Source organism: Micromonospora sp. CB01531 (genome assembly GCF_001905095.1).
In the GTDB taxonomy this organism is placed as follows: Bacteria; Actinomycetota; Actinomycetes; order Mycobacteriales; family Micromonosporaceae; genus Micromonospora.
Genome location: NZ_LWLS01000061.1, coordinates 14,232 through 37,727 on the forward strand (window position 1 = coordinate 14,232; position 23,496 = coordinate 37,727).

The 23,496-nt window shown below is 73.8% G+C and carries 16 protein-coding genes; 2 read left to right on the plus strand and 14 right to left on the minus strand.

What is annotated here, in order from left to right; translation table 11 throughout:
- Positions 1–84 precede the first annotated feature (84 nt).
- From A6A27_RS11860 to prmC, 3 genes are read right to left on the minus strand one after another with little or no spacing between them, the layout of a single operon-like run.
- Complete coding sequence (locus A6A27_RS11860; RefSeq protein ID WP_073834643.1) at positions 85–696, minus strand: arsenate reductase/protein-tyrosine-phosphatase family protein; 612 nt, start codon at positions 694–696, stop codon at positions 85–87.
- Entirely contained in the window at positions 697–1,341 is a 645-nt protein-coding gene (locus tag A6A27_RS11865; RefSeq protein ID WP_073834939.1) for an L-threonylcarbamoyladenylate synthase, read from the minus strand.
- Positions 1,341–2,291, minus strand: a complete 951-nt coding sequence (gene prmC, locus A6A27_RS11870; RefSeq protein WP_073834644.1) for a peptide chain release factor N(5)-glutamine methyltransferase — start codon at positions 2,289–2,291, stop codon at positions 1,341–1,343. Before prmC ends, A6A27_RS11865 begins: the two co-directional genes overlap by 1 nt.
- Positions 2,292–2,364: 73 nt before the next feature.
- Between prmC and A6A27_RS11875 the strand changes: the two genes are divergently transcribed.
- Positions 2,365–3,918 (plus strand): GGDEF domain-containing protein, encoded by a 1,554-nt coding sequence (locus A6A27_RS11875; protein WP_073834645.1) that lies wholly within the window; start codon positions 2,365–2,367, stop codon positions 3,916–3,918.
- Positions 3,919–4,086: 168 nt separating this feature from the next.
- On the opposite strand, the gene prfA is transcribed toward A6A27_RS11875, so the two are convergent.
- Together prfA and rpmE are read right to left on the minus strand one after the other, a co-directional pair.
- Positions 4,087–5,175: a peptide chain release factor 1 gene (gene prfA, locus A6A27_RS11880; protein ID WP_073834646.1), complete on the minus strand. Its 1,089-nt coding sequence runs from the start codon at positions 5,173–5,175 to the stop codon at positions 4,087–4,089.
- A 106-nt stretch (positions 5,176–5,281) separates the two neighbouring features.
- Positions 5,282–5,506 carry a 50S ribosomal protein L31 gene (rpmE, locus tag A6A27_RS11885; protein WP_073834647.1) on the minus strand — a complete coding sequence of 75 codons (225 nt, stop codon included), beginning with the start codon at positions 5,504–5,506 and terminating at the stop codon, positions 5,282–5,284.
- 251 nt (positions 5,507–5,757) lie between these two features.
- Between rpmE and A6A27_RS11890 the strand changes: the two genes are divergently transcribed.
- Positions 5,758–6,654 (plus strand): phosphatase domain-containing protein, encoded by an 897-nt coding sequence (locus A6A27_RS11890; protein WP_073834648.1) that lies wholly within the window; start codon positions 5,758–5,760, stop codon positions 6,652–6,654.
- A 102-nt stretch (positions 6,655–6,756) separates the two neighbouring features.
- On the opposite strand, the gene A6A27_RS11895 is transcribed toward A6A27_RS11890, so the two are convergent.
- From A6A27_RS11895 to lysA, 9 genes are all read right to left on the minus strand, one after another.
- Positions 6,757–10,212 (minus strand): phosphodiester glycosidase family protein, encoded by a 3,456-nt coding sequence (locus A6A27_RS11895; protein WP_073834649.1) that lies wholly within the window; start codon positions 10,210–10,212, stop codon positions 6,757–6,759.
- A gap of 154 nt (positions 10,213–10,366) precedes the next feature.
- Positions 10,367–12,382, minus strand: coding sequence for a transcription termination factor Rho (rho, locus tag A6A27_RS11900; RefSeq protein WP_073834650.1), 2,016 nt, complete (start codon positions 12,380–12,382; stop codon positions 10,367–10,369).
- A gap of 294 nt (positions 12,383–12,676) precedes the next feature.
- The gene (gene thrB / locus A6A27_RS11905; RefSeq protein WP_073834651.1) at positions 12,677–13,615 is read right to left on the minus strand and encodes a homoserine kinase; all 939 of its coding nucleotides are present in this window, start codon (positions 13,613–13,615) and stop codon (positions 12,677–12,679) included.
- Positions 13,616–13,776: 161 nt separating this feature from the next.
- Complete coding sequence (locus A6A27_RS11910) at positions 13,777–15,021, minus strand: MFS transporter (RefSeq protein ID WP_073834652.1); 1,245 nt, start codon at positions 15,019–15,021, stop codon at positions 13,777–13,779.
- Between the two features lie 21 nt (positions 15,022–15,042).
- Positions 15,043–15,852: a polysaccharide deacetylase family protein gene (locus tag A6A27_RS11915; protein WP_073834653.1), complete on the minus strand. Its 810-nt coding sequence runs from the start codon at positions 15,850–15,852 to the stop codon at positions 15,043–15,045.
- A gap of 279 nt (positions 15,853–16,131) precedes the next feature.
- Complete coding sequence (locus A6A27_RS11920) at positions 16,132–19,386, minus strand: efflux RND transporter permease subunit (RefSeq protein ID WP_073834654.1); 3,255 nt, start codon at positions 19,384–19,386, stop codon at positions 16,132–16,134.
- A 214-nt stretch (positions 19,387–19,600) separates the two neighbouring features.
- Positions 19,601–20,650 (minus strand): threonine synthase, encoded by a 1,050-nt coding sequence (gene thrC / locus A6A27_RS11925; RefSeq protein WP_073834655.1) that lies wholly within the window; start codon positions 20,648–20,650, stop codon positions 19,601–19,603.
- Between the two features lie 113 nt (positions 20,651–20,763).
- Entirely contained in the window at positions 20,764–22,089 is a 1,326-nt protein-coding gene (locus tag A6A27_RS11930) for a homoserine dehydrogenase (RefSeq protein ID WP_073834656.1), read from the minus strand.
- On the minus strand, positions 22,086–23,492 hold the full coding sequence (gene lysA / locus A6A27_RS11935) for a diaminopimelate decarboxylase (RefSeq protein ID WP_073834657.1): 1,407 nt from the start codon (positions 23,490–23,492) through the stop codon (positions 22,086–22,088). Before lysA ends, A6A27_RS11930 begins: the two co-directional genes overlap by 4 nt.
- Positions 23,493–23,496: the final 4 nt, after the last annotated feature.

A 23,496-nucleotide genomic window follows, 5' to 3' on the forward strand; every position in this document is an offset into this window, starting at 1 on the left:
CGCCACCTTCCTCAAAACACGCAGGAATTTCGCGAGGAAGGATGAAGGTGGACAGAAAGCCCTACATCGAGCGGGCGGGGGGACTCAGGGCAGCAGCGCGGCGGCCAGCGGGTGGACGGTCTCCTCGATCTCGTCGGCCACCCGGCTGAAGCACTGGTCGCCCCGGCCCCACGGGTCGTCGAGGTCGTCGAAGGGCAGCGGAGCCGCGCCCTGCCGGGCCGCCTCCGCCGCCGCCACCAGGGCCACCCCGCGGGCGTACACCGCGTCCGGAGTGGCCGCGGCCGGAGGCAGGACGGACGCGTCCACCCCACCCAGCAGCCGGCCGAACTCCCCCAGCACGAAGGTGCGCGCGGCGGCGTCCGGGCGCAGCGCCACCACGTACTCCTGCTGGTCGGCGGTGGCGGTGAGGACCAGATCGGCGGCGTCGATCAGGTCGGAGCGGAGCTTGCGGGCGGCGAAGCCGGCCACGTCCCCGCCGCGGGAAATCACCTGCCGGGCCGCCGGCGGGTTCATCTCCTCGCCGGCGTGCCAGCCGCCGGTGCCCGCGCTGTGGCTGTGCAGCAGCTCGTCGGAGCGCTCCGGGTCGGCACCGAGCCGGCCCAGCCGCTCGCGGACGGCGAGCACCAGCAGCCGCTCCGCCATCGGCGACCGGCAGATATTGCCCATGCAGACGTGCAGGACGGTGAACGGGGGCACTCAGAACCCCCGCTCGTCGAGCATGTCCGGCACCACGTCGCGCAGCTTCTCCAGCGACACGGCGCCCTGGCGCAGCACCCGGGGCACCTCGCCGGTGAGGTCGACGACAGTGCTCGGCACCGGGTCCAAGGCCGGGCCCGCCTCCAGATAGGCCCGCACGCCGTAGCCGAGCTGGTCGCGGGCCTCCTCGGCGGTGAGCGCGGCCGGCTGGCCGACCTTGTTGGCCGAAGCCACCGCCATCGGGCCGGTCTCCCGCAGCACCTCGAGGGCCACCGGGTGCAGCGGCATGCGTACGGCCACCGTGCCGCTGCTGTCGCCCAGGTCCCAGGACAGGCTCGGCGAGTGCTCCACCACGATGGTCAGCGCGCCCGGCCAGAACGCCTCGACCAGGTCGCGCGCCGCGCGCGGCAGCGAGAAGACCAGGCCGTCGAGGGTGTGCCGGGAGCCGATCAGCACCGGGGGCGCCTGCCGGGCGCCGCCCTTGGCGTCGGCGAGCGCCTTCACCGCGTACGGGGTGAAGGCGTCGGCGCCGATGCCGTAGACCGTGTCGGTCGGCAGGACGACGAGTTCCCCGTTCTTGACCGCCTCGATGGCAGCGGCGATGCCGCGGTCCCGGTCGGCGAGCGACCGACAGTCGTAGAGCATCACGAGGAGCCAGTCTGCCACGCCGCGTCGGGCTCGGCGTGCTGGCCGTCCCCGCGGCGGGACGCGGTGGCGAACCGGGGCCGGCCGACCAGGTCCCGGTGCTCCTCGACCCGCTCGTACCGGCCGTCCGCGGCGAGCAGCGCCGGCACCGCCGCGCCGTGGGTGTCGTCGTGCTCCACGCCGAGCGCGCCGCCGGGCCGGAGCAGCAGCGCGGCGGCCCGGGCGACCACCGGCCGGATCACCGCCAGCCCGTCCGCGCCGCCGAAGACCGCCTCGTCCGGGTCGTACCCGGCCACCTCCGCGGACACGGCCACCGACCGCGGCACGTACGGCGGGTTGCAGAGCAGCACGTCGACCCGGCCCACCAGGTCCGCGAGAAGCTGCGGGTCGGTGACGTCGGCGGCCACCACCTCGATCGGGGTGTCCCCGGCGGCGGCCCGGTCGGCGGCGTTCCGGCGCAGCCAGGCCAGCGCCGCCGGGGACCGCTCCACCGCCACCACCCGGGCCTGCGGCAACTCCTGGGCCACCGCCAGGGCGATCGCGCCAGAGCCGCTGCACAGGTCCACCACCAGCGGCGAGCGGCGTTCCCGGCCCTGGGCCACGCCCCAGCCGGCGAGCAACTCGGTCTCCGGACGCGGTACGAAGACCCCGGGGCCGACCGCCAGCTCCAAATGCCGGAACCCGGCGGTGCCGGTGAGGTGCTGGAGGGGTTCCCGGGCCACCCGGCGCGCCACCAGCGCGTCGAACCGGTCACGTTGCCCGGGGGTGAGGCCCTCGGTCAGGGCCAGCCGGCCGCGCGGCACGTCCAGCACGTACGCGGCCAACTGCTCGGCCTCCGCCCGGGGCGCCTCGACCCCCGCCGCCGCGAGGGTTCGGGCCGCCCGGGCGACCGCCAACGAAGGCCGCTCGCGTTCCGTCCCTTCGGACGGGTGTTGCGGGAGGTGGGTCACGACATAATCATGAAGCGTCGCGGGTCACATCACGAGCGGGTGCGTTCGGGCGCACACCACAGGGAGGTTTCGAGTGGGCTGGCTCGACCGGGTCGACGACCAGGTTGACGCCCTCCGGCGCGCCCGGGCGTTGCAGGAGGCGAGCCGCTCGGCGGAGGCGGTCGCCCTGCTCGACCGGGTCGTCCGCACCACGAACGATCCCTGCACCCGCGCGGACGCGCTGGTCCAGCGCCTCTGCGCGGTGATCAATCTCGGTCGGACGGCGGAATACACCAGGGCCATCGAGGACGCCTCCGCCGCGGTCCGGGACCTCGCGGAGCCGTACCTGCACGGGCACCTCAACGCCCTGGCGGCGCTCGCCGCGCACCACCAGGGGGCGCTGGACCGTTGCGTCACCCACCTGGTCAAGGCCTCCCGCTGGCTGACCGCCGACGACGACCCGGACCGGGACACCGCCTGGGGCTGGCACGACCTGGCGATGGCCTACTCCTACCTCAGCTTCCACGGACACGCCCTCGGCGCGATCGAGCGCGCCCGCCAGGTGGGGATCGCCGCCGGCATCCCCGAGGAGACCTTCGCCGCCCCGGGCATCCGGCTGCGCAACGCGGTGGCCCTGGACCACACCGGCGACAGCGACGGCTGCCTGCGGGTGCTGCGCGACGTGGCCGGGGACTTCAACCGCTTCCTGCACAGCGGTCGGGCCGGCAACATCCGGCCGAGCAGCCTGGCAGCGTACGGCTACGCCGTCGCCCGGCGGGCCGCCCTCGGCGACCAACTGGATCCCGGTGGCGACGCCGACCTCGACCGGCTGCTCGGGCACGGCGGCGACAGTGCCCGCGCGCGGGACATGCGCCAGCTCGGCCAGGTCTGCCTGGCCATCGCCGACGGCCGCCCGATCGAGGCGGTGACCCGGCTGGACACCTCCCGGGTCTCCATCGAGACACTGGGCGCGGCCGAGCCGCCCCGGCTGCGCAGCATCGCGCTGGCGCGGGCCGGCGACCACGCCGCCGCGCACCGGGCCGACCGGTACGCGTTCCGGCTGGCCGCACAGCGCAACGACCGGCTGCGGGACGTCTACATCGAAGGCATCGCAGCCCGGATCGACCACGAAGAGGTGCGCCGCGAGGCCGCCCGGTACGAGGGCGAGGCGCTCACCGACCCGCTGACCGGGCTGCCCAACCGGCGCCGGCTGGAGCGCTACATCGGCGCCGTGGTGTCCCGGGGCGAGCGGGTGGTGATCGGCGTCTGCGACCTGGACGGCTTCAAGGCGGTGAACACCCGGCACGGCCACCACTCCGGGGACCTGGTCCTGCAACGGATCGCCGGGGTGATCAACCGGGTGATGCGCCGTGGGGACTTCGTGGCCCGGTACGGCGGGGACGAGTTCGTCGTGGTGCTGCCCGAGGCGGGCATGTCCGAGGCGGCCGAGGTGGCCCGCCGGATCCAGGCGGCCGTCCGCACCGAGGACTGGGAGTCCCTGGTCCCCGGCACCCCGGTCGGGGTGAGCATCGGCTTCGCCGAGGTGAGCGGGGGCTCCGGGGCGAGCGTCCGGGACGCCCTGGGCGCCGCGTTCGAGCTGGCCGACCGGGAGATGCTGCGCGCCAAGGACCGCCTCCGCGCCTCCTGACTCCACCCGCGCGCCGCCCCCGCGGCGCCGTGCCGGGCCCGTGCACCCGCGCCGGGCCCGTGGGGCCTAGTTCACGGAAAGAGTGGCCATCCGGCGCGGAATGGCCACTCTTTCCGTGAAACTGGCACCAAGTCGGGCGCGCGCGAAGCGGCACGGCGGGGCAGGGCGTCAGCGGCGGGTCAGTTCGGTTTCGCCGGCCAGGCGGGCGGCGCGGTCGGCCTCGGTGAGGGCGTCCAGGACCCCGTCCAGCTCACCGGCCAGGGCCAGATCCAGGTTGTACGCGGTGTAGCCGATCCGGTGATCGGTGATCCGGTTCTGCGGGAAGTTGTAGGTGCGGATCCGCTCCGACCGGTCCACGGTGCGGACCTGCGCCTTCCGGGCGTCCGAGGCGGCCGCGTCAGCCTGCTCCTGGGCGGCGGCGAGCAGCCGGGCGCGCAGGATGCGCATCGCCTGCTCCCGGTTCTGCAGCTGCGACTTCTCGTTCTGGCAGGAGACCACGATCCCGGTGGGCACGTGGGTGATCCGGACCGCCGAGTCGGTGGTGTTGACCGACTGGCCGCCGGGCCCGGACGAGCGGAACACGTCGATCCGGAGGTCGTTCGGGTCGACGGTGAGGTCGACCTCCTCGGCCTCCGGCAGCACCAGCACGCCGGCCGCGCTGGTGTGGATCCGACCCTGCGACTCGGTGACCGGGACGCGCTGCACCCGGTGCACGCCGCCCTCCCACTTGAGCCGGGACCAGACGCCGTTGCCCCCCTCGGGCACGCCCTTGGTCTTGATCGCCAGGGAGACGTCCTTCACGCCGCCGAGGTCGGAGTCCTGCGAGTCGATCACCTCGGTGACCCAGCCGTGCCGCTCGGCGTACCGGGTGTACATCCGGAGCAGGTCGCCGGCGAAGAGGGCCGACTCCTCGCCGCCCTCCCCCGCCTTGATCTCGACGATGACGTCCTTGGCGTCGTGCGGGTCCCGAGGGATCAGCAGCTCCGCCAGCCTCTCCTCCAGCGCCGGCAGGGACGCGGCGATCGCCTCGGCCTCGGCGGTGAACGCCGGGTCCTCGGCGGCCAGCTCGCGGGCGGCGGTCAGGTCGGCCCGGGCCTGCTCCAGCTCGCCGGCGGCCTTGTGCAGCGGGACCAGCTCCGCGTAGCGCCGGCCGACCCGCCGGGCGGTGCCCTGGTCGGCGTGGATCGCGGGGTCGGCCAGCCGCTTCTCCAACTCGGCGTACTCGTCGAGGAGGGCGGCCAGGCGCTCACTGCTCATGCTGCGGATGCTCCTTGAACGACCGGATGGGGACAGGGACAAGCGGGCGGAAACGGACGAACGCCCGCGCCCGGCACGGAGCCGGACACGGGCGTCGTCGGAGGAGCTACTTGGCCTTCTTGGCCTGAACCTTGGCGTACTTCTGCTGGAACTTGGCGACCCGACCGGCGGTGTCGAGGACGCGCTGCTTACCGGTGTAGAACGGGTGGCAGGCGCTGCAGGTCTCGACACTGATCTGACCGCCCTTGGCGGTGCTGCGGGTCGTGAACGTGTTGCCGCAGGAGCAGCGGACCTCGGTGGTCACGTACTCCGGGTGGATGTTGGGCTTCATCTCGCCTCGGTCCTTTCGTGGGTGGTCGCCGGGTCGCCGTCGTCGCTCCCCGCCGTCCGCGAGAGGCTCGGGCGTGAACCGGAACCGGTGGCCGATTGACCAGTGTGCCATGGGCCTCCGCCGACCCGGCGAGCGGGCCGCACCGGAGGTCCGGCAGGCGCAACGCTCACTATCAGGTACGCATTCCCGCGCGGGTCGCGGGCATTCGTGAACCGGTCCGGGGATGGACCGGGACGAACAGGAGGTGCGGGATGTTCTGCCTGATCGCGACCCGTGGGCTGCCCGCCTCCGGCAAGACCACCTTCGCCCGCCGGCTCCAGCCCGGCGTGGTCCGGGTCAACCGGGACGACCTGCGCCGGATGATGCACGGCGAGCGGCTCTTCACCCAGTGGGCCGAGGGGCAGGTCACCCGCGCCCAGCGGGCCCAGGTGGAGGCGCTGCTGGCGGCCCGGGTGAGCGTCTGCGTGGACGACACCAACCTGCGCTCGCGCACGTTGCGGGACTGGGCCGAGCTGGCCGAGCGGTTCGGCGCCGCGTTCGAGGTGCACGACTTCACCGACGTGCCGCTGGAGGAGTGCCTGCGCCGGGACGCGGCCCGGCCGGAGGCCGACCGGGTCGGCGAGGCGGCGATCCGCCGGCTGCACGAGCGCTACCTCGCCAACCGGCCGTTACCGCTGCCGGTGCCGACCGCCCGCACCGGCACCCCGGCCCGGGTCCACCCGCCCCACCCCGAGCCGCCCGCGATCGTGCTGGTGGACATCGACGGCACGGTGGCGTTGACCGTCTCCCGCAGCCCGTACGACATGACCCGGGTCGGCGAGGACGCCCCGAACGAGGCGGTGATCGCGGCGGTCCGGGCGATGCACGCGGCCGGGCACGGGGTGGTCTTCTGCTCCGGCCGGGACGCGACCGCACGGCCGGCCACCGAGACCTGGCTGGACCGGCACGTCAAGGTGCCCTACCTGGCGCTGCACCTGCGGGCGGTCGGCGACCACCGCAAGGACGCCGTGGTCAAGCAGGAGATCTACGAGCGGGAGATCCGGGACCGGTACCGGGTGGTCGGCGTATTCGACGACCGGCAGCAGGTGGTCCGGATGTGGCGCTCGCTCGGCCTGACCGTCTTCCAGGTGGCCGAGGGCGACTTCTGACCGAGCACCCGCCGACGGGCTCCTCCCCCAGGTCACAGGGCCCGTCGGCGGGTGGCGGCCGGCGTCCGGGGACGCAGACCATGGCCGCGCCCCCGGGGCGGGTCAGGCGGCGGGCGCCTCCGCCGCCGTCAGGGTGACCGTCGCCTGGGCGGGTACGCCGTTGACGGTCACCGCGAGCACCACCTGACCGCCGGGGCGCAGCGCGGTCAGCTGCCCCGTCGCCGGGTCGAACCGGGCCACGTGCCAGGGCTTCACCCCGTCGGCCCCACCGACGTGCAGGTTCGGCGAGCCGGACCAGTCGGCACTGACCGGTGCGGCGACCGGGACGGTACGGCCGCCGGGCTGGGTGAGCGTGGCCGTGACGGTCGCCGGGGCGCCCACCGCGACGCTGGCCGGAGCCGCCAGGGCGAGCCGGTCGACGTGGGCGTGGAACTCCGCCTCGACCCAGCGCGGCCCCTCGGCCAGTGGGTCACGCCGGGCCCGCTCCGCCTCCTGCGGGGTCACCGGGTCGACGCCGAACTCGGTCCAGCCGGTGAAGCCGCCGAGCTGCGGCGGGGTGGAGGGGTTCTTGCCCGAGTTGCCGTTGATCACGTACGGGACGCCGTCCACCCGCTCGGCGTGGAACGTGCCGACGTGCCCGTTGACCAGGAGCGCGCCCTTGCCCGTCCGGTGCTGGAAGTCGGCCAGCCACTGCTCCACCAGGGCGGCCTCCTTCCGGTCGCCGAGCTGGCTGGCCTTGGCCGGGCTGGGGTCGCGGGGCGGGTGGTGGAAGAACACCGCGACCGAGCCGACGGCCGGGTCGGCGGCGGCCCGGTCCAGCGTGTCCCGCAGCAGCTTCACCTGGTCGAAGCCGCCGCCGCGCAGTGAGCCGTTGGCGGTGTTCAGCGTGACGAACCGGGTGCCCTGGTGGTCGAAGACCCGCGAGGTGTCGCCGAAGGCGGCCTTGAAGTTGTCGATCGGGGCGCCCATGATCTCGTGATTGCCCGGGACGTAGTAGTAGGGCAGCTCGCCGCCCAGTTCCTCGTCGAGGATCCGCTTGGCCAGCGCGAAGTCCGCCGGGTACGCGGTGTCCACGAGGTCGCCGACGATGATCACGAAGTCGGGCTTCGCCGCCTTGATCTCGCGGAGCGTACGGCGGGCCTGGGCGACCAGGTCGCTGTCCGGGTCGGCGGCGACGAACTGGGCGTCGGACATCACCGCGAAGCGCCAGGACGCGCCGTCCACCGTGCCGTCGCGCAGGACCACCCGGTCGGTCAGCGGTGACTCGGCCGGCGCGTCCAGGGTGGGCGGCACCTTGGCCACCAGGTCGTCGATGACCACCTCGCTCTTGTACTGCTTGGCCGGGTCGGTCTCCGCCACGTAGAACCGGCGCACCCGGACCGGGTACTGCACGCCCGGCGGGACGGCGAACTCGACGTACCGCCACCCGGTCCAGGTGACGTACGGGCCGCGGAGCACGAACTGGGTGTCCTGGGCGTCGTGCAGGTGCAGGCTGGGCCACTCCCCGGTGCCGTTGCCCTTGATCCACATGCCGAAGGCCTGCGGCTGGCCGGGCACCGGGATCCAGGCCGGCGGGTCGGCGTACGCGGCGCGGGTGCCGGTCGACTGGCTGAAGTCGTACGACAGCTTCAGGCCGGTGCCGGTGTGGCCCGGCGTCGGCGCGACCGACCCGCTGGCCCGCGCCTGGCTGAACTTCCAGGAGGCGGCGTCGTCGAAGCCGGCCACCGGCACGTCGGCCAGCCCGACGGTCACCGGCAGCACGGTGGTCTGCGCTCCGACGTGGATGGTGACCAGGGCGGAGCCGGTGCCGCTGAGCGCCTTGACCGAGAGGTTGCCGTCGCCGGTCGGGGTGACCGCGAGGAGGTCGTGGTCGTACTCCAGGCGCAGGTCGGCCGGCTCGATCGGCGCGGTGTTGCCCTCGGCGTCGTAGCCGACCACGCCGAACAGGCCGGTGTCACCCTGCCGGTTGAGGCCGAGCCGGTCCACGGTTGAGTCGATCCGCTCCAGAGGACCGAGCACGGTCAGGTCGAGGGTGCCCCGGGCCGCCTCGCGCCAGGCGGTGATGGTGCTGCGGCCGGGCCGAGCGGCCCGGAACACGCCCTCGTCGTCGACCGTGCCCTGGGCGGCCGGGTTGGCCCGCCACTGCGGCGCGCCGGCCGCCGGCCCATACGTCTCGTCGTAGCCGGCCGCGGTGAGCCGGCGGGTGAGCCCGGGGAAGACCCGGTCCGGCCGCCCGCCGCGGACCGGGGCGACCCCCGGCGCGGCGGTCGGGTCACTCGCCGTCTCCAGCCAGTACCCGGTGAGCCGGCCGCTGCCCGGCGGGGCGTAGATGGCCAGGCCGTTCGGCACCGGCCGCTCGCTGCCGTCCGAGGGGCTGTTCTCCACCTGCACGGTGGCCGCGCCGGGCTCGCGGGCCAGCAGGGTCGAGGAGCCGCCGCCGTCGAGGTTCAGTGCGGTCCACGCGCCGAGCTCGCGCATCATCCGGCCCAGCTCGGTCTGCGTGACGCCCCGGCTGTCCACCTGCCGGCCGTCCACGGTCAGCATGATCATTCTGCGCCCGTCGGCGGAGAAGCCGACCGAGGTACGCGGGGCCAGGCTCTGATCGGCGATCTGCTGCACCACGCCGTCCCGGATCAGCACGTTGCCGCCACCGACCGCAGCCCGCAGGCTGCTCCCGTCGGAGGCCTTCGGCCGCCAGCTCAGGTCGACCGGATCGCCCGGCCGCAGCGCCGCGAGCGCGTCGGCGCCCGCCTCCCGGCCCAGCAGCACAGTGGTGCCGGCCGGAATCGGGCCCTCGCCCGCCGCGGTGGCCACGGCGGCCACCTTGCCGCCGGTCACCGTCACCTCGACCACCCGGGCGGCGCCCTCCACCGGGCGCTTGCGGGAGTACGTCCCCCAGAGCGGGGTGAAGACGCCGACGCCGTCGCGCTGCACCATGTTGTTGAACTGGGTCAGCGGCACCGACCCGGCCGGCAGGGTGACGCTGCCCTCGAAGCCGACCTGGATCACCCGGCCCAGCCCCTCGGCGCTGATCGCGGCGGCGTTGGTGTGCCCGGCGACCGGCGACTGAACCAGTTCGCCGGAGCGGATGCCGATGCCCTGCGCGGCACCGGAGTTGTTGATGTCGAAGAAGTCGCCGTTGACCGCGGCCACCGCCCGGGAGCGGTCCACCGCGGCGCGCAGCGGCTCGTCCCGGGTGACCGCGCCCGAATTGACGTAGTCCACGGTGACACCGCCGGACAGGTCGGCGGTGAGGGCGTCGGCCCGCAGCCAGCCGTCGGCGTCGTACCGGTCGAAGGAGGTCAGCTCGAGTCCGGGGGCGACCGGACGGATGGTCTTCGCGGTCTCCAGGCCGCCGGCCGGTTCCAGACCGGCGGCGTCGCCGGCGAGGGCGACGGCGGAGTCAGGGCGGGAGGAGGCGGCCGGGGCGTCCTCGGCCGCGGTGTGCGGCTCACCTGCGGGCGCCGCGGTGCCGGGTGGGACGGGACCGGCCAGGGTGAGCAGCGGCGTCAGCAGCAGGACGCCGGCGAGACGGGCAGATCGACTGCGGATACGCATGGACGACAGTCAACCGGAAACTGAATAGAAGTTTCAATACCTCTAGGCTTAACCGTAGAAAAACTTCATACAGGCTGTTCGGCACCCGGCCAGGAACGCGGAAGAGGGGCACGACCCGCAGGCCGTACCCCTCTTCGCTCCGCCCCTGGCGGGATCACTCGCCCGGCGTGGACTTCGCGATCTGCATCAGGAACTCGATGTTCGTCCGGGACTGCTTGAGCCGGTCCAGCAGGAGGTCGAGCGCCGCCTGCGAGTCCAGCGAGTGCAGCACCTTCCGGAGCTTGTGGACGATCGCCAGCTCCTCCGGCGCGAGCAGGACCTCCTCCTTGCGCGTACCGGAGGGGTTGATGTCGATCGCCGGGAAGACCCGCTTGTCGGCGATCTTCCGGTCCAGCTTGAGCTCGGCGTTGCCGGTGCCCTTGAACTCCTCGAAGATGACCGTGTCGGCCATCGATCCGGTCTCCACCAGCGCGGTGGCGAGGATGGTCAGCGAGCCGCCGTTCTCGATGTTCCGCGCCGCGCCCAGGAAGCGCTTCGGCGGGTAGAGCGCGGTGGAGTCGATACCACCCGACATGATCCGGCCGCTGGCCGGCGCCGCCAGGTTGTACGACCGACCGAGCCGGGTCACCGAGTCGAGCAGCACGACCACGTCGTGCCCCAGCTCGACCAGGCGCTTCGCCCGCTCGATCGCCAACTCCGCCACCGTGGTGTGGTCCTGCGGCGGACGGTCGAACGTGGCCGCGATGACCTCGCCCTTCACCGACCGCTGCATGTCGGTGACCTCTTCCGGCCGCTCGTCGACCAGCACCACCATCAGGTGGCACTCCGGGTTGTTGCGGGTGATCGCGTTCGCGATCGCCTGCAGCACCATCGTCTTACCGGCCTTCGGCGGCGAGACGATCAACGCCCGCTGACCCTTGCCGATCGGCATCACCAGGTCGATCACCCGGGTGGTCAGGATGTGCGGCTCGGTCTCCAGCCGCAGCCGCTCCTGCGGGTACAGCGGAGTGAGCTTGTAGAACTCCGGACGGCGCTTCGCCTCGTCCGGCTCCATCCCGTTGATGGTGTCCAGCCGGACCAGCGGGTTGTACTTGTCGCGCCGCTGCTCGCCGTCCCGCGCGGCCCGCACGGCGCCGGTGATGGCGTCACCGCGGCGCAGGCCGTACTTCTTGATCTGGGACATCGAGACGTACACGTCGTTCGGGCCGGCCAGGTAGCCGGTGGTCCGGACGAAGGCGTAGTTGTCGAGCACGTCGATGATGCCGGCGACCGGGACGAGCACGTCGTCCTCGCCGACCTGCGGCTCGCGGCCGCCGCCCTCGCCGCCCTCGGCCCGCTCACCGCGGCCCCGCCGGCGGTCACGGAACCGGCTGCGCCGGCCGCGCCGGCCGCCGCCCTCGCCGTCCTCGTCGCCGTCGTTGTCCCGCTCGGCGCGCTCAGCGCGCTGGCCACGGTCGTTGCGCTCGGCCCGCTCGCCACGCTCGGCACGCTCGGTGCGTTCGCCACGCTCGCCACGCTCGGTGCGTTCGGCCCGCTCGCCACGCTCGGCACGCTCGGTGCGCTCGGTCCGCTCGCCGCGCTCGGCCCGCTCGGCCCGCTCGGTGCGTTCGGCCCGCTCGGTGCGCTCGGCCCGCTCGGTGCGCTCGGCCCGCTCGGTGCGCTCGGCCCGCTCGGCGCCGCGCTCCCGGCCGCGGCCCTCGCCGCGCTCGGCCCGCTCACCGGTCTCGGCCGGGGCCTCCTCGGCACGCGGCTCGGCCGGACGCGCCTCGGCGGTCGCGGCGGCCCGGCCACGCCGGCTCCGGGTGCGACCCTCGGTCACCTCGGCGGCCGGCGCCTGCTCGGCCGGGCGGCGCTCGGTCTCGGCCCGCTCCTCACGGACCTCGGCGTGCACCTCTTCCCGGGCCGGAGCGGCCGCGGCCGCGACCTCGGCCCGCGGTCGAGGGGTGCCGGCGGCGGCGCCGCCCTGCCGCTCTGTGATCGCGCTGATCAGCTCGCCCTTGCGCATGCGAGCCGTACCGGAGATGCCGAGCGACGCGGCCAGGCTCTGAAGCTCAGGCAGCAGCATCGCCGACAGGCCGGTACCGCTGCGCCGACGGCGAGTGGGAGCGGCGGCGGTGGCATCGCCAGCGACGTTGGAAACATCCGACGTCACGTCGGTGGTGTCGCTCAATGGATTCCTTCCCTCGATAGGCCGGGGCTGCCCGGAGTCGAAACCAGGTGGCCGGGCGGCCTCGGTGCACCCGCCTCGCATGGACGCGTCGCGGGAGTCTGTGACACAGCAGCCGGTCGGTTTCCCGACTCACCAGCGTCGGTGAGCAGGTCTCGCCGTCTGCGGCGACCTGTGGAAACTGCGGTGCGGCGTAGGCCTTTGGCAGGGGTGACGGGCTGACCGCCGAGAGCTTCGGGGGTGCGCCGCCCCGCAGGAGATCGCATGCTTCGCGGCTGTGCTGAGTCTAGAGCGTAATCAACTCTTCCGACCTGCGGCAACAGGGTCCCGCTCGGCGTGTCCAAGTCTACCCCGGGTGACCCGGGCACCGCTGACATCTATCGGCAACTCCCAGCGCTGCCAATCTGTTCCCGCGCCGAACCCCGCCGGCACCTCGGTCAACGCCAGAACCGTCGGGCCCGCCCCACTGACCACAGCCGCCACATCCGCCTCACGCAGGGCGACGACCAGGGCTGCCGTCCCCGGCATCTCCTCGGCGCGGTAGTCCTGGTGCAGCCGGTCGACCGTGCCCGGCAGCAGCAGCGCCGGATCGGTGGTCAGCGCGTGCACCAGCAGGGCCGCGCGTCCGGCGGTCAGGGCCGCGTCGGCGTGCGGCACGGTGGCCGGCAGCGCGGCCCGGGCAACGGCGGTCAGGCCGCGCTCCCCGGGCACGAAGACGGTCGGGCGGACGCCTTCCGCCACGGGCAGCGACACCGCCCGGGCACCGGCCGGCTCGGTCCAGGCGACGGTGAAGCCACCGAGCAGGCAGGGCGCGACGTTGTCGGGATGGCCCTCGATCTCGGCGGCCAGCCGGAGCGCGGCGACGTCGTCCAGCAGCGCCGCGCCGTCGTCGGCCAGCGCCCGGGCCAGCAGCACCCCGGCGACGATGGCCGCCGAGGACGAACCGAGGCCCCGGGCCTGCGGGATCCGGTTGACGCACTCCAGGGCCAGCCCCGGCGGCTGCGTGCCCAACACGTCGAAGGTGGCCCGCATGGCCACCACCACCAGGTGCTGGTCCCCGTCCGGCAGCTCGCCGGCGCCCTCGCCGGTCACCGCCACCCGGACCCCGCCGGCGGTCACCTCGGCCGCCACGTCGTCGTACAGCCCGAGGGCCAGCCCGAGCGAGTCGAAGCCCGGCCCCAGGTTCGCGCTGGTCGCGGGCACCCGGACCCGCACGGGACCGGAGGTGAGAGTCATCGGCACCGGCTCATGCTAGGACCCGACACCGACAGCCCGTCGATTCGCCCGGACCATGGGATGCGTTCCCACGCTCGGCGAAGCCGGCGTCGGTCGTGGGCGCCTCGCAGCCCGGATGGCGGGTGGGCGGCGCCGCCGCGCGCACCGTGCGCCGGCGCGGGTCAGGACGCGCGGCTGGCACAGGGCTCCTCCGCCGGATCGGTGAGCGAGAGCCGCCGGGTGGCCAGCCGCCAGCCCAGCGCGTAGACCACGGTGACCAGACCGCAGCCGGCCAGCACGGTCCGCTCGCTCACCGTGTCGACCACCAGGGCGACGGCCAGCTGGCTGACCGAGATGGCCAGCGTCGCCAGCATCATGTCGGTGGCGAAGACCCGCCCCCGCAGGTGGTCCGGCACCTCGCCCTGGAGGGCGTAGTTGGACAGCACCCAGTTGCTGCCGCCGCCGAGGTGGGCCAGGAAGACCAGCACCAGCACCAGCGGGAACCAGGCGACCACCGACGCCCCGAGGTAGGCCAGGCCGTAGAGGGACATGGACAGCGCCAGGCCGGTGAGCAGCCAGGCCCGGTTGGCGAGCACCCGGCGCATCAGGATCGGGCCGACCAGCGCCCCGGCACCCCGGGCGGCGAAGAGCAGTCCGGTGCCGACCGCCCCGACCCCGTACACCCCGGCGAGCAGCGGGAAGACGGTCAGCACGCCGTTGCCCAGGCCGACCGCCGACTTGACGGTGACCAGGCCGAGCACCCGCGGCCGGTGCGCGATGTAGCGCAGCGCCTCGCGGATCGCCGCCCAGGTGCGCGTGGGTGCCAACGCCGGGTCGCGGGGGGCCTGCAACGGCCGGCGGATCAGCGCGGCCAGGCCCGCCGCCACCACCAGGCTCCCCGCCGCCACCCAGAAGCTGACGTACGCGCCGGCGGCCGCGCTGAGCATGCCGCCGAGCGAGGCGCCGACGACCGTCATGGTGCCCCAGGCGGAGCCGGCCACGGCGTTGCCAGCGGCCAGGTCCGCCGGGTCGAGCACGTTGGGCAGGGCAGCCTGGGCGGCCGGCGAGTAGAACGCCTTCGCCACCGCCACGGCCGCGATCGCTACCAGGGCCAGCCAGGCCGTCCGGGGGCTGCGGACGCCGAGCAGCAGCAGGACGCCGGCCAGCGCGGCGAGGTTAGCCGCGATCATGGTCTTCCGCCGGTCGAACCGATCGGCGATGGTGCCGGTATACGGCAGCAGCAGCGCCAGCGTGCCGGTGTCCACGGCGAGCACCAGCGCCCCCCACACCCCGCTGCCGGTCAGCTTCGGCAGGAGCACCAGCAGCGGCACCATGACGAACCAGTCGGCGCCGAACACCACCAGCTCGGCGAGGAAGAGGTTGCGGAAGTCACGATTGCGGACCAGGACCGAGACGGTGGGTGACACGCCGGCACCCTACCGGGCCGGTCAGACCACGGCGGCGTGGCGGAGCAGCTGGGAGACGGTCACGAAGGTGTAGCCGCGGGCCCGCAGCCCGGTGATCATGTCGGGCAGGCCGCGCAGCGCGACCAGCCGCCGTTCCGTGCCCACGTCATGGCCGAGCAGGATGGTGCCGGGCTGCACGTCGGCGACGATTCGTCGGGCGTGCCCAGCCGGGTCGTCGGGAAACTCCCCCTCGACCATCTGCAACGTCCATAGCACCAGCCGGTAGTCCAGCCGGGCGGCGGCGTGCAGCACCGCCCCACCCAGGTGCCCCCAGGGCGGGCGGATCAGGCGGGGCGCGACCCCGGTGGCCTCGGTGATGGCCTCGTGGCTGCGCCGGAGGTCGTCGTACGCGGCGTGGGCGTCCATCCGGGCCAGGTCGTGGTGGGCCCAGCTGTGATTGCCCACCTCGTGCCGCCCCAGCCGGCCCCGGACCAGGACGGCGTGCTCCCGGGCCCGGACACCGACCAGGAAGAAGGTGGCCGGGACGGCGTACTTCTCCAGGGTGTCCAGCACCATCGGCGTCCACTGTGGCAGCGGCCCGTCGTCGAAGGTGAGGGCGAGCAGTCGCTCGGTGGTGCGTACGCCCCAGGCGACCTCGACCGTGCCGGAGCCGACCTCCTGGTGGCGGCTGCCCACGGTGGCGCTGGCCGGCCCGCCGGCGATCGGGAGCCGGCGGTCGGCGATCCAGGTGGTCTGCGAGGTCGCGGCGGCGCCCAGCGCCGCGCCCCCGGCCAGCAGCGCGGTGCGACGCAGCACCGCCCGCCTGTCCCACCGGCCCACGCCGTCCGCCATGGCCCCGCCCCCGCTCCGGCCGGCCATCCACGACAGCGAGCCGACGACGCGCAGTAGGTGTCAACTCACCCACGGTACAGCCTGGCGTCGCCGCCCATGGTCCCCTCGCGCCGCCGTCCGCCGTGAAACGCCCGCTTCCCCGAAAAGATTGGTCCCCCCTCCCTCCGTCGGGGACGTTGGAGGGGCCCCTTCCGCGGAAAGAGTGGCCAGCCGAGGCGGAATGGCCACTCCTTCCGGGAATTTGCCCGCAACCCGCCGGGGCGGGGGGGCGGGTGGGGGTCAGTCGGCGGGTGGGAGGGGGGAACGCCGGCTCTTCGGGAGCCGGAGCACCTCGAACTGGTCCGTACCGTCCAGCAGCGCGGCCGACGGGGCCGGCCGGGCCGGCGCCGGGGCGGCCGGTGCGGCAGGCTCGGCCGGCGACTCGCCATCGCCGACGGTCGCCAGGACCGGCACCGGGACCGGCTCCGGTGCGTCCCGGCGGCGGGCCCCAAGTGCACGCAGCGACTCCTTGGCGCGTTCCACCATGGTGTAGAGGGTCGGCACCAGGATCAGCGTCAGCAGCGTCGAGCTGATCAGGCCGCCGATCACCACGATCGCCAGCGGCCGGGAGATGAAGCCACCCTCGCCGGTGAGGCCGAAGGCCATCGGGAGCAGCGCGAACACCGTGGCGACCGCGGTCATCAGGATCGGGCGCAGCCGCCGGCGGCCGCCCTCGACCACCGCCTCGGTCACGCCCATCCCCCGGGCCCGGTACTGGTTGATCAGGTCGAGCAGCACGATCGCGTTGGTCACCACGATGCCGACCAGCATGAGCACACCGATCAGCGCTGGTACGCCCAGCGGCGTCCCGGTGGCCAGCAGCAGCGCGATCGCCCCGGTGGCCGCGAACGGGACGGAGACCAGCAGGATCAGCGCCTGGGTCAGGCTGCGGAACGTACCAACCATGATCAGGAAGACGATCGCGATCGCGGCCAGCACGGCCAGCCCCAGGTCGGCGAAGGCGTCCTTCTGGTCGGCGCTCACCCCGCCGATGGCGAACGTCGCCCCCGGCACGTCCAGCGCGTCCAGCCGCTTCTGCAACTCCTGGGTGGTGGCGCCGAGGTCGGAGCCGGTAGCCGTGCCGGTGACCGAGACGCTCCGCTCGCCGTCGATCCGGGTCACCTGCTGCGGGCCCTCGACCTGGTTGACGTCGGCGATGTCGTCCAGCTTGACCGGGCCCACCGGAAGCGCCCGCAGGTCGGCCACGCTCAGCGGCGGCCGGGTCCCGGTGCTGAGCACCACGTTCAGGGGCCGGCCGTCCAGCGTGACCTGGCCCAGCGGGGCACCCCGGTACGCCTGCGCGACGAGCTGCCCGACGGCCGCCTCGGTGAGCCCGGCCCGCGCCGCGGCGACCCGGTCCACGGTCACCTCGACCCGGGGCACCCGGGCGGCGAGGCCGGTGGCGACGTCGTCGACACCCGGCGTACCGGCCATCGCGTCCCGGACGGCCTCGGCGGCCCGGGTCAGGGTCTCCTGATCGGCGGCCTGCACGACCACCTCGAGCTGGCTGGCGGAGGCGTCGCTCTGTCCGGCGCCGAAGCTCAGCTCACCCACCTCCGGGCCGAGGCCGTCGAACTCCTCGCGGAGGGTGCGCCGGACCTTCGCGGCGTCGGTGTCCTCGGTGAGCGCCACCGAGTAGGAGGCGGTGTTGTTGCCACCGCCACCCGCCCACGGACTGTCCGTGCCGCCCGCGCTGACCTGGTACGTCTTCACCCCCGGCGTACCCCGGAGCACCTCCTCGACCCGCGCGGCGGCCTGGTCGGTGCCGGTCAGCCCGGTGCCCGCCGGCAGCTCCTGCCGGATGGCCAGGGTGTCCTGGCCGGAGTCGTCCAGGAAGTTGGTCTCCAGCTTCTGGGCCAGGCCGAACGTGCCGAGCAGCACCAGCAGGCCCAGCCCCACGGTCGCCCAGCGGGTGCCCCAGGAGCGGGTGGCGAACCCGATGGCCGGCAGGTACGCCCGCTGCAGTGGGCTGCGCAGCTCCTTCTCCTCGGCCGCCCCCCGGGCTGCGGCGTCGTCCGCCCCGCCGCGGCCCGGCTTCAGGAACCAGTACGCCAGCACCGGGATCACGGTCAGCGAGACCAGCAGCGAGGCGAGCAGGGCCACCGTCACGGTGATCGCGAACGGTGCGAAGAGCTGCCCGACGAAGCCGCCCACCAGCGCGATCGGCGCGAAGACCGCGACCGTGGTGAGCGTCGAGGCGGTCACCGCGCCGGCCACCTCGCGGACCGCGCCGAGGATGGCCTCCCGCTTCGGCTCGCCGTACTCCAGGTGCCGCTTGATGTTCTCGAGCACCACGATGGAGTCGTCGACGACCCGACCGACGGCGATGGTCAGCGCGCCGAGGGTGAGCAGGTTGAGCGAGTGGTCGCCGGCCCAGAGCACGATCAGCGCGACCAGCACCGACAGCGGGATGGAGACCGCGGTGACCACGGTGGAGCGGATCGAGAGCAGGAAGACCAGGATCACCACCACCGCCATCAGCAGCCCGAGCAGGCCCTCGGTGGTGAGGCTCTCGATGGACCGCTCGACGAACGGGGCCTGGTCGAAGACCACGGTGAGCGCGGCGCCGGAGGCGGCCGAGAGCGCGTCGAGCCGGTCCCGGATCTCGTGCGAGATCCGGACCGCGTTGCCGTCCGGGGTGGCGGTGACGGCGATGCCGAGGCTGGGCTTGCCGTTGGTCCGGGTGAACCCGGTGGCCGGGGCGAGCTGCTGCTCCACCCGGGCCACGTCGCCGAGGCGTACCGGGGCGGCGGGGGCGGTGGTGAGCACGATGCCACGCAGGTCGTCCACGGTCCGGATCGGGGTGCCGACCTGGACCGGCAGCGACCGGCTGCCGTCAGCCACCGCGCCGGCCGGCACCGCGACGCCGTTGGTCCTGAGCGCCTGGCCGATGGCGGTGGGGGCCAGCCGCGCCGCGGCCAGCTTCACCGGGTCGGGGGTGACCAGCACGACCTGGTCGCGGGTGCCGGTGACCGCGACCGTCCGGACCCCGTCCAGTCCCTCCAGCTCGGGTACGACGGTGCGGCGCAACTGCTCCGCCAGCGCCTGCTCGTCGTCGCCGCCGGTCGCGGCCACCACCACGGCGGGCAGATCGTCGGTGCTGCCGGCGATGACCTGCGGATCCACCCCCTGGGGCAGCTGCCCGTCGATGCGGTTCAACGCGGTCTGCATCTTGTTGACCACGTCGTCCAGATCAGTGCCGAACGCGTACTGCACCTGGACCGTGGTGGAGCCCTCGCGGGAGGTCGAGGTGACCTTCTCCAGCCCCGGGATGCCCTGCAGGCTGTTCTCGATCGGCTCGGTGACCTGGGACTCGACAATCTCCGGCGCGGCGCCCGGGTACGCCGCCACGATGAACGCGGCGGGGAACTCCAGCGACGGCAGGAGCTGCTGCTTCAGCGATGGTACGGCGAACGCCCCGAACGCCGCGGTCACCAGCGCGATGAGGGCGATCAGCCCTCGGTTGGCGAGGCTGAATCTGGCGAGCAGCGACATCGGCGTGGCTCACTCCTGGAATGGGGTCTGCGGGTGCCCAAAGTCTGCCCCACCCCCTCCGTCCACTCCGCACCCACCCACCCCGTCCGGCACCCTGTTGATCAAGAAGTTTGGCCAGGAACCGGGGCGATCCTGACGCAACCTCTTGGTCAGCGCCGGCGGCCGCGCGCCCGGCGGAGGGGGAAGGGGGGTGGGGTGGGGTGGAGCGTGGGGGTCAGGCCAGGTCCAGGGAGCGGGCGGCGGCCAGGGGGTCGTTGGCGATGGTCACCGGGGCGGGGGCGGTGGAGATAGCCCACTCCGGGTCCTTGAGGCCGTGGCCGGTGACCGTGCAGACCACGGTGGACCCGGCCGGCACCCGGCCCGCGGCGCCCTGCTGGAGCAGCCCGGCCACGCTGGCCGCGCTGCCCAGCTCGACGAACACGCCCACCTCGCGGGCCAGCAGCCGGTACGCCGACAGGATCTCCCGGTCGGTGACCGCCGAGATCAGGCCACCGGAGGCGTCCCGGGCGTCGACCGCCTTGGTCCAGCTCGCCGGGTTGCCGATCCGGATGGCGGTGGCGATGGTCGACGGCTCCGGCACCACCTGCCCGGTGACGATGGGGGCCGCACCGGCCGCCTGGAAGCCGTACATCTTCGGCGCCTTCGTGGCGTTGCCGGCCGCCACGTCCTCCGAGTAGCCCATCCAGTAGGCGGAGATGTTGCCGGCGTTGCCGACCGGCAGGCAGTGGATGTCCGGCGCGTCGCCCAGCGCCTCGACGATCTCGAACGCGGCGGTCTTCTGCCCGTGCAGCCGGTCGATGTTGACCGAGTTGACCAGGGCGACCGGGTAGTCCTGGGCGAGCTTGCCGGCCAGCGCCAGGCAGTCGTCGAAGTTGCCCTGCACCTGGAGCAGCCTGGCGCCGTGCACCAGCGCCTGGGCCAGCTTGCCCAGCGCGATCTTGCCCTGCGGCACCAGCACCGCGCAGGTGATCCCCGCGCGGGCCGCGTACGCCGCGGCGGAGGCGCTGGTGTTGCCGGTGGAGGCGCAGATGATCGCCTTGTCACCGGCCTCGACGGCCTTGGAGACGGCGACCGTCATGCCCCGGTCCTTGAAGGAGCCGGTGGGGTTGGCCCCCTCCACCTTCAACCAGACGTCGGCGCCGATCCGGGCGGAGAGCACCGGTGCCGGCAGCAGCGGAGTGTTCCCCTCGTGCAGGGTGACGACCGGGGTAGCGTCGGTGACGGGCAGCCGGTCCCGGTACGTCTCGATCAGACCCCGCCACATGTCGCTCTCCTCGCCTCGACCGCCCCGGCCACATCGGGGCTTCTACCAGCGTGAGCCAGCCTCCCGGACCGGCCGCTGGCACACCTCCGGTTAACCATCAGGCGGGACGAAAGCTACGCCCCGCCCTCGACCCGCAGCACGCTGGTCACCGAGCGGACGATCGCCAGCCCGCGCAGCTCCCGGACGGTGGCCGCGAGCGCGGCGTCCGGCGCGACGTGGGTGACGATGACCAGTTCGGCGTCCGCGCCCCCGCCGGCCGCGCCGCCACCTGCCGGGCCCTGCCGGACGGTGGCGATGGAGACCTCGTGCCGGGCGAACACCCCGGCCACCGCCGCCAGCACACCCGGCCGGTCGGTCACGTCGAGGCTGATGTGGTAGCGGGTGAGCGCCTCCCCCATCGGCCGCACCGACAGGTCCGCGTACGCCGACTCGCTGGGCGCGTGCACCCCGGCGAGGCGGTTGCGGGCCACCGCCACCACGTCGCCGAGCACTGCGCTGGCGGTCGGCGCGCCGCCGGCGCCCCGGCCGTAGAACATCAACTGCCCGGCCGCCTCGGCCTCGACGAAGACCGCGTTGAACGCGTCGCCGACGCTGGCCAGGGGGTGGGTCAGCGGGATCATCGCCGGGTGCACCCGGACACTGACCGTCTCGCGGCCCTGCGCGTCGGAGCCCCGGGCGGCGATGCAGAGCAGCTTGATGGTGCAGCCCATCGCCCTGGCGCTGGCCACGTCGGCGGCGGTCACCTCGGTGATGCCCTCCCGGTGTACGTCGGCCGCGGTTACCCGGGTGTGGAACGCCAGGGAGGCGAGGATGGCGGCCTTGGCGGCGGCGTCGAAGCCCTCCACGTCGGCCGTCGGGTCCGCCTCCGCGTACCCCAGCTCGGTGGCCTCCTCCAGCGCCTCGGCGAAACCGGCGCCGGTGGCGTCCATGGCGGAGAGGATGAAGTTGGTGGTGCCGTTGACGATGCCGGTGACCCGGTTGATCCGGTCCCCGTGCAGCGACTCGCGCAGCGGGCGCAGCAGCGGGATGGCCCCGGCGACGCTCGCCTCGTAGTAGAGGTCGGCGCCGCCCTCAGCGGCGGCGTCGTGCAGCGCCGCGCCGTCCTCGGCGAGCAGCGCCTTGTTTGCCGTGACCACGCTCTTGCCCGCGCGCAGCGCCTCGACGAGCCAGCTCCGGGCCGGCTCGATGCCGCCGACGACCTCCACCACGACGTCCACGTCGTCCCGCTTGATCAGCCCGAGCGGGTCGGTGGTGAACAGGGCGGGGTCGACCGGCAGGTCGCCCCGGTCCCGACCGAGCCGGCGTACGGCGATGCCGGCGATCTCCAGCGGGGCACCGATCCGGGCGGCGAGGTCGGCCGACTGCTCGTGCAGCAGCCGCACCACGTCGCTGCCGACCGTGCCGCAGCCGAGCAGCGCCAAGCGAACGGGTGAGGTCATCCGACATCCAATGCGAGCAGGTCCGCTTCGGTCTCCCGGCGGACGATCAGCCGGGCCCGACCGTCGCGGACGGCGACGACCGGGGGCCGCGGGACGTGGTTGTAGTTGCTGGCCATGCTCCGGCAGTACGCCCCGGTGCCGGGCACCGCGACAAAATCTCCGGGCTGCACGTCAGCGGGCAGGAATTCATCCTTCACCACGATGTCCCCGGACTCACAATGCTTTCCCACCACGCGGGCGAGCAGCGGTTCCGCAGCTGAGGCCCGGTTCGCCACCGTCGCCGAGTAGGACGCGTCGTAGAGCGCGGTGCGGATATTATCGCTCATCCCGCCGTCCACGCTCACGTAGGCACGATGGCCGTCGCCGCCGCCAGTGCCCAGCGGCACGGACTTGACCGTGCCGACCTCGTAGAGGGTGAACACGGCGGGACCGACGATGGCCCGGCCCGGCTCGATGGACAGGTGCGGCACCCGCAGCTTCTCGGCGAAGCACTCGGCGTCGACAATCTTGCGCAGCCGCTTGGCCAGGTCGCTCGGCGCGGCCGGGTCGTCCTGCGTGGTGTACGCGATGCCGAACCCGCCGCCCAGGTCCAGCTCGGGCAGCTCCACCCCGCGGGCGTCGCGGATCTGCGCCTGCAGGCCGAGCACCCGCCGGGCGGAGACCTCGAAGCCGCTGGCGTCGAAGATCTGCGACCCGATGTGCGAGTGCAGCCCGCGCAGCTCCAGCACGCCCTCGTCGAGGATCTTGAAGGCGGCCGCCGCAGCCGCCCCGCCAGCGAGCGAGAAGCCGAACTTCTGGTCCTCGTGCGCGGTGGCGATGAACTCGTGGGTGTGCGCCTCCACGCCGACGGTGACCCGGACCAGCACCTTGGGGCGTACCCCACGCTCGCGGGCGAGCGCGGTGAGCCGGTCGATCTCGGCGAACGAATCGACGATGATCCGGCCCACCCCGGCGTCCACCGCCCGGGTCAGCTCGGCCACCGACTTGTTGTTGCCGTGGAAGCCGATCCGCGCAGGCTCCATCCCCGCCGACAGCGCGGTGGCCAGCTCGCCGCCGGTGCAGACGTCGAGGAAGAGGCCCTCCTCGGCGACCATGCGGACCACGGCGCGGCAGAGGAAGGCCTTGCCGGCGTAGTAGACGTCGGCGTCCGGGAAGGCGTCCCGGAACTCGCGGCAGCGGGAGCGCAGGTCGTCCTCGTCCAGCACGTACACCGCGGTGCCGAACTCGGCGGCCAGGTCGCGGACGTCCAGCCCGGCGACCTCCAGCGCGCCGCCCGCCCCGCGCGCCACATGGCGCGGCCACAGCTGCGGCACCAGGGCGTTGACGTCGACCGGGGTACGCAGCCAGGCCGGCCCGCGGTTGCCGATGTCGCCGTGCAGGGCACCGGCCTCGTGCGCGCGCATGGGA

Excerpts from the sequence above, each read along its gene's own strand:
- lysA (WP_073834657.1), bottom strand. The coding sequence starts at position 23,492 with ATGCGCGCGCACGAGGCCGGTGCCCTGCACGGCGACATCGGCAACCGC.
- A6A27_RS11865 (WP_073834939.1), bottom strand. The coding sequence starts at position 1,341 with ATGCTCTACGACTGTCGGTCGCTCGCCGACCGGGACCGCGGCATCGCC.
- A6A27_RS11890 (WP_073834648.1), top strand. The coding sequence starts at position 5,758 with ATGTTCTGCCTGATCGCGACCCGTGGGCTGCCCGCCTCCGGCAAGACC.
- A6A27_RS11895 (WP_073834649.1), bottom strand. The coding sequence starts at position 10,212 with ATGCGTATCCGCAGTCGATCTGCCCGTCTCGCCGGCGTCCTGCTGCTG.
- A6A27_RS11930 (WP_073834656.1), bottom strand. The coding sequence starts at position 22,089 with ATGACCTCACCCGTTCGCTTGGCGCTGCTCGGCTGCGGCACGGTCGGC.
- prfA (WP_073834646.1), bottom strand. The coding sequence starts at position 5,175 with ATGAGCAGTGAGCGCCTGGCCGCCCTCCTCGACGAGTACGCCGAGTTG.
- thrC (WP_073834655.1), bottom strand. The coding sequence starts at position 20,650 with ATGTGGCGGGGTCTGATCGAGACGTACCGGGACCGGCTGCCCGTCACC.
- thrB (WP_073834651.1), bottom strand. The coding sequence starts at position 13,615 with ATGACTCTCACCTCCGGTCCCGTGCGGGTCCGGGTGCCCGCGACCAGC.
- A6A27_RS11915 (WP_073834653.1), bottom strand. The coding sequence starts at position 15,852 with ATGGCGGACGGCGTGGGCCGGTGGGACAGGCGGGCGGTGCTGCGTCGC.
- A6A27_RS11920 (WP_073834654.1), bottom strand. The coding sequence starts at position 19,386 with ATGTCGCTGCTCGCCAGATTCAGCCTCGCCAACCGAGGGCTGATCGCC.
- rpmE (WP_073834647.1), bottom strand. The coding sequence starts at position 5,506 with ATGAAGCCCAACATCCACCCGGAGTACGTGACCACCGAGGTCCGCTGC.